Below are 5,765 nucleotides of genomic sequence, written 5' to 3' on the forward strand. Positions count from 1 at the left end.
TTGAAGGCGGTCCCCTTGCTGACCTCGCTGTATACCCAGATGCTCCCGCCGGACTGCTTCACGATCCCGTAGACGGTCGAGAGTCCGAGGCCCGTCCCCTTGCCCGCCTCCTTCGTCGTGAAGAACGGTTCGAAGATGCGCGCCTGCGTCCGCTCGTCCATGCCGACGCCGGTATCGGTCACGGCGACCATCACGTAGGAGCCGGGGGAGATCGCGACGTGCCGGCCGGCGTATTCCTCGTCGAGCAGGACGTTCCGGGTCTCGATTACCAGCGTGCCCCCGCCGGGCATCGCGTCCCGGGCGTTGACCGCCAGGTTCATGAGGACCTGCCCGATCTGGCCGGGGTCGGCCATCACGTTTCCGAGGCCGGGATCCGGCAGGACCCGCAGCTCGATATTCTCCCCGATGACCCGCCGGAGCATGCTCTCCATTTCCCGGACGACGGAGTTCAGGTCGAGCACTCTCGGCTGGAGGATCTGTTTTCGGCTGAAGGCGAGAAGCTGGCGCGTGAGGTCGGCCGCCCGGTCGCCGGCTTTCATGATCTGCTCGATGTCGTCCATCAGGGGATCCCCGGCCTGAAGCTGGGAGATGGCCAGCTCGCCGTATCCCTCGATCGCGGTGAGGAGGTTGTTCAGGTCGTGCGCGATCCCGCCCGCGAGCTGCCCGACGGCTTCCATTTTCTGCGACTGCCGGAACTGCTCTTCCAGCATCTTCCGCCCGGTGACGTCCTGCCCGATGCCGATCGCCGTCCCGTCGGAAAGGCGAACGGCGGCCCACATCGTGTCGAGCACCCTTCCGTCCCTCACCCGCATCCTGAAAGGCGCCCACCGCGCGTTCGACGTCCCGATGAAATCCATGACCTCCCGGTAGGCCTGCGGATCCGGATAGCACTCGGCGAGGATGTCGATGCCGTTCTCCCGGACCTCTTCGATGGACCACCCCAGCGTGCGCTCCCACTCACGGTTGACCAGCCGGATGCGGCCGTCGCCGCCGATGAAGTTGATCATGACCGGGAGATGATCGAAGATGTTCTGCAGGATCTCCTTCTGCTTCCTCAGGTCCTCTTCCGCGCGCTTGTGCTCCGTGATGTCGTGCGCGATCCAGAACACCGTGTTTTCCGTCAGCGGCGAGATCCTGCCCTCGAACCACACCTCCCTCGATCCGATATCCATCTTGTACTCGAAGTGATGCGTCCGTCGGGTTTCGAGCGCGAGCCCGATCCGGCGGAAGATCGCATCCGCGTCCTTCCCGGGCAAGACGTCGTGGATCCTCTTTCCGATCAACTGTTCGGAGGGGCGGTACAGGTTCAGGGGGTCGGTCGGCGCGATCTCGACATAGCGGCCTTCCGCGTCCAGCACCAGGATGACATCCGTCATCGCGGATAAGATCGTGCGAAGCCTCCCTTCCGATTTCTTCAGCGCATCGTCGACCGCCGCGAGCTTCAGTGGCTCGACGACCTCCCACGCCCCGCGCCTCCTTGCGACGGCGAACCGGTGGGAGCGGGCGACGTCGAACAGCCCGGCGGCCATGGTCACATCCAAAAGGTAGCTGCACATGACGAGGATGTTCCGGCCGTCGAGCATCCGGTTCAGCGCGTCCTCGTATCCCGCGAAATCCTTCCAGTCCCGCTCCGTGAGCCACGCTTCGTTCCCGTTCACCCGCAGCCCGTCGTATCCTTTCGCGCGCGCCCGCTCCAGCCTGTCCATCCAACCGTCGATGACGCGTCGCAGGTCGAACGCGCCGTCCCGGAGGTACCACTGCGCATGGGGAAGGATTTCGATGTTCCCGTCGGCCAGGTGCCGGTCCGCCCCGGGTACGCCGGCCATCAATGCCTCTTTCGCTTCATCCGCGTTCAGGGGATCGAAAACCACCCAGATGCAGTACTCGTTCGCCTCCAACCCCGCCCGGAACCATGGGATCAGGATGTCGAGCAGATCTTCCCGCGTCGCGTAGAAGTGACAGAAATGGGATCCCCAGGGGAGATCGCCCACGACGCCGATGCCCGATTTCCGAAGTTCCGCCGCCACCCCGGGCCTCCCGCATCCGCTTCGAGTGCGACATAAAGAGAGATATTATTAATAATATGATTCTGCAGCGATTCAGGTGGTTTCCGGGATGAGGGAGAATTTCGCCGGAGAATTGCGGCGGGAGCGCAAACGGAATCGGGGAACCGGGACGGCGTCCCGGTTCCCCGCACGATCACTCCTCCGCCAGGACCGGCTGCGCCTCCGGCGCCGCCTTGCTCCTGCGGTTGGCGACGATCCACTTGCTCAGGAGGACCACGAAAGCGACGAAGAACGCCATGGAGGCGTATTCGGCCCACTTCGGCGGGTCGATCAGCCCCTTCACCCACGGGTCGGTGATCATCATCTGGCCGCCCACCTTGCCCAGCACCGCCGCGCCGATCCACAGGATGACCGGGTAGCGGTCCATGACGGCGGAGAGCCAGGTGCTCAGGAACACCACCATCGGGATGGAGAGGAGCAGCCCGAACAGGAGCAGGAACAGGTTCCCGTGGCTGGCCGCGCCGACGGCCAGCATGTTGTCGATCCCCATGCTCAGGTCGGCGACGATGATGATCCAGAGCGCCTGCCAGATCGAGGTGGCCGCCTTGGTGTGCGATTCGTCTTTCGTGCCTTCCGTGAGCAGCTTGACGGCGATCCAGATGACGACGGCGCCGCCGACCAGCTTGACGAAGGACATGTTCAGGAGCTGGGCCACCAGGAAGGTGCATGCCACCCGGATGAGGACCGCCCCGCCGGACCCGAGGATGATCCCCAACCGGCGTTCCTTGCCTTGCAGGTTCTTTACCGCCATGGCGATGACCACGGCGTTGTCGCCGGCCAGCACCAGGTCGATGAGCACGATGCTCATCACCGCCACGAAGAACTCCCACGTGAACGCAATCTGCCCCAGCCAACCCAGGTCGATCATGTCGCCTCCTTCAAGGTATCGCCGCGGCAGATAAAAAAAGAACCTTTACCCGCGGCATGATGGTCCATGCTGTGAGTAAAGGTCTGGCAGGTCCTTGCTTCCAAGGAGCCGCGCCCGGGCGGTCATTCCCGCCGTAATGTCGGACGCGGGCCGGCCGCGCTGGTCGGCCGGTTGCTACTCCCCTTTACGCAAATCAAGGTACCGGAGCCGCGAGGGGTTGTCAACAATAATCGGTATCGATTACCGGACCCATCTCCAGCCCGTGAGGAACACCCTGCGGGCGAGTCTTCAGGATGACGGGCGCGGCTCCTCGCAGAACGTGCACACGCCCACGGGGGACCCTGCCTCAGCGCGATAGACCCCTTCGCGCTCCCCGGTTTCGAGCACCGATGCGCGGCTTCCCTCCCGGAAGACCGTGATCCCCTTGCACCCGGATTCCCACGCCGTCCGGTAGAGCTCCTCGATCTTCTGCAGAGGCGTCTCCGCCGGCAGGTTGACCGTCGAGGAGATGCTCTGGTCCACGTACCGCTGAACCCGTGCCTGGAGCCGAACACGAGTGTCGGGATCGATCCGGTGCGCGGTGACGAGCGTCTCCGGAAGCGGCGCTGCCGTTCCGTGGCGCTCGCGGAAGCTGGAGACGAGGGGGTGCCTGACCCGGAACGCCTGGCCGGCCACGTGGCGCAGATAGGAGTGGGAGAAGATCGGCTCGATCCCGCTGGAGACGCCTGCGAGACAGGAGATGGTGCCGGTCGGCGCGACCGCGAGCAGGGCGCAATTGCGGAGCCCCTTCGCGCGGATCCCTTCCCGGATCGCTTCGGGCAGCCGACGGATGAACGGGCTCTTCAGGTGCCGCTCCCGGTCGAAGGCGGGAAATGCGCCCTTTTCCTCCGCCAGCCGGATGCTCTCTTCATACGCCGCGTCGCGCAGGACGCCCATGAGGCGCTCCAGCAGCGAAAGGGCCGCCTCGGAACCGTAGACCAGCCCGAGCATGGCCAGGCAATCCGCGGCACCCATGATGCCCAGACCGACGCGCCGGGAACGCACCGAAGCCAGCCGCTGGTCTTTCAGGGCGTGCCTGGGAGCGCCGACTTCGATCGCGTTGTCCAGGAAACGCACCGCCATCCGCACGGTATCCGCGATCCCGTCCCAATCGAGGTCCGCCCGCTCGCCGAAGGGATCCCTGACGAACGCCGCGAGATTGATGCTGCCCAGGTTGCAGGCGCCGTAAGGCTCCAGGGGGATCTCGCCGCAGACGTTCACCCCTTCGATCGACATGCCGTTGTACTCGGTCGTGGACTCGCGGACCATCGTGTCCCAGAAGAGGACCCCGGGCTCCGCGCTTGCCCACGCGGATTCGAGGAGCTTCTCCCAGATCTCGCGGGCGGGTACATCCCTCCCGATCGTTTCGTGCGGGGTCCGGAACCACAGTCGGACCTCCCCTCCTTCCTCCAGCGCCCGCATGAACGCGTCGGTGATCCGGACGGAGATATTCGCGTTGCGGACCTGCCGCCGCCCGGGATCGCATTTAACGGACAGGAACTCCCGGATGTCCGGATGGTCGATCCGGGTGGTGATCATCAGCGCGCCGCGGCGGCCCCGCGAGCCGCCCATCACCCCGGTGACCGCCGAGAACGCCTCCATGAAGCTCACGGACCCGGAGCTCTCGATGCCGGCGTTGCGGACGCGCGCCCCCCGGGGACGGAGCACGTCGATGTTCGTGCCAACCCCGCCTCCCAGGGCGTAAGTGCTCGACGCCTCGCGGATCCACCGGGTGATCCCGTCCACGGAGTCCTTCCGCACCGGGATGAAGTAGCAGTTGAACAGGGTCGCCGCCCTCGGATTCCCCGCGCCGAAGAGGATGCGCCCGGCGGGGACGAACCGGAAATCCTCGAGCAGCATCCGGAATTTCCGGCGCCATTCCGCGCCGTCCTTCTCCGGTCGGGCGATCGTCGCGGCCACCCGGTCCCACATCCGTTCCGGGGTGGTCTCGATCCAGCTCCCGTCCAGGGCGCGGAGCGCGTACCGTAACAGGAAAACCTCGGTCCGCAGGTCGTCCCCCCGGAACCATGCGTCGGCGTCCTTCCGGGCGTCCGGCTCGGTTCTCGTCCGGAGCGTTCTGGATTTCGATTGAGGCGCCATCGATCGCTACCTTTATTACTGGAGGATGCACCGCAGAACCGGGACGTTCCTGAAATCAGCAGAACTTCCGCAAAAGCGGGACAGACGTCATGAATGTCCCGATCGCATAATTTAAGATGAAATATGAAGAATCGCCTGCAGGAAACGTCGGTATCCGTGGTCACGATCGGCCATTCGACGCGGGAACTTGGGGAATTTGTATCCCTTCTTCTCGAGAACGGCGTCTTGCGGATCGTCGACGTCCGGACCGTGCCCCGATCCCGGCATAACCCCCAGTTCAACCGGGAGACGCTGCCGGCCGCTCTGGAAGCGGCAGGCATCGGATACCTCCACCTGCCGGAGCTGGGAGGCCTCCGCCGCTCCCGCCCGGACTCCCCCAACGGCGGGTGGCGCAACGCATCGTTCCGGGGGTACACCGATTACATGCAGACGGACGCATTCGCCTCCGGCGTGGAGCGTCTCCTGGATGCGGCAAAGGAGGGGCGGATCGCCCTGATGTGCGCGGAGGCGGTCCCCTGGCGCTGCCACCGTTCCCTGATCGCGGACGCCCTCGTTGCGCGCGAGATCTCGGTGGAGCACATTTTGGGTAAAGGCCGCCGGGAGGTCCATGCTCTTTCGCCGATGGGCAGAACGGGGACGTTCCTGAGAACTTCCGCAGATCAGGGACAGACATGAGGTCTGTCCCACTTTTG

General features: G+C 65.0%; 4 protein-coding genes. 1 reads left to right on the top strand and 3 read right to left on the bottom strand.

What is annotated here, in order from left to right:
- The 3 genes from AB1346_00840 to AB1346_00850 all read right to left on the bottom strand — a co-directional run.
- Positions 1 to 2,027: MEDS domain-containing protein (locus AB1346_00840; protein MEW6718973.1), on the bottom strand; the 2,027-nt coding region annotated here is incomplete at its 3' end.
- Positions 2,028 to 2,199: 172 nt separating this feature from the next.
- Positions 2,200 to 2,934 carry a TerC family protein gene (locus AB1346_00845; GenBank protein ID MEW6718974.1) on the bottom strand — a complete coding sequence of 245 codons (735 nt, stop codon included), beginning with the start codon at positions 2,932 to 2,934 and terminating at the stop codon, positions 2,200 to 2,202.
- Between the two features lie 288 nt (positions 2,935 to 3,222).
- A complete protein-coding gene (locus AB1346_00850) occupies positions 3,223 to 5,073 on the bottom strand; it encodes an adenosylcobalamin-dependent ribonucleoside-diphosphate reductase (protein ID MEW6718975.1) in 1,851 nt (616 codons plus the stop codon).
- 123 nt (positions 5,074 to 5,196) lie between these two features.
- Between AB1346_00850 and AB1346_00855 the strand changes: the two genes are divergently transcribed.
- Positions 5,197 to 5,748 carry a DUF488 domain-containing protein gene (locus tag AB1346_00855; GenBank protein ID MEW6718976.1) on the top strand — a complete coding sequence of 184 codons (552 nt, stop codon included), beginning with the start codon at positions 5,197 to 5,199 and terminating at the stop codon, positions 5,746 to 5,748.
- The last annotated feature ends 17 nt before the right edge of the window (positions 5,749 to 5,765 follow it).

The sequence above is a fragment of the Thermodesulfobacteriota bacterium genome (genome assembly GCA_040758155.1).
Classification (GTDB): Bacteria; Desulfobacterota; Deferrimicrobia; order Deferrimicrobiales; family Deferrimicrobiaceae; genus UBA2219.

Coding starts and splice junctions, on each gene's coding strand:
- AB1346_00845 (MEW6718974.1), bottom strand. CDS start 2,934: ATGATCGACCTGGGTTGGCTGGGGCAGATTGCGTTCACGTGGGAGTTC.
- AB1346_00850 (MEW6718975.1), bottom strand. CDS start 5,073: ATGGCGCCTCAATCGAAATCCAGAACGCTCCGGACGAGAACCGAGCCG.
- AB1346_00855 (MEW6718976.1), top strand. CDS start 5,197: ATGAAGAATCGCCTGCAGGAAACGTCGGTATCCGTGGTCACGATCGGC.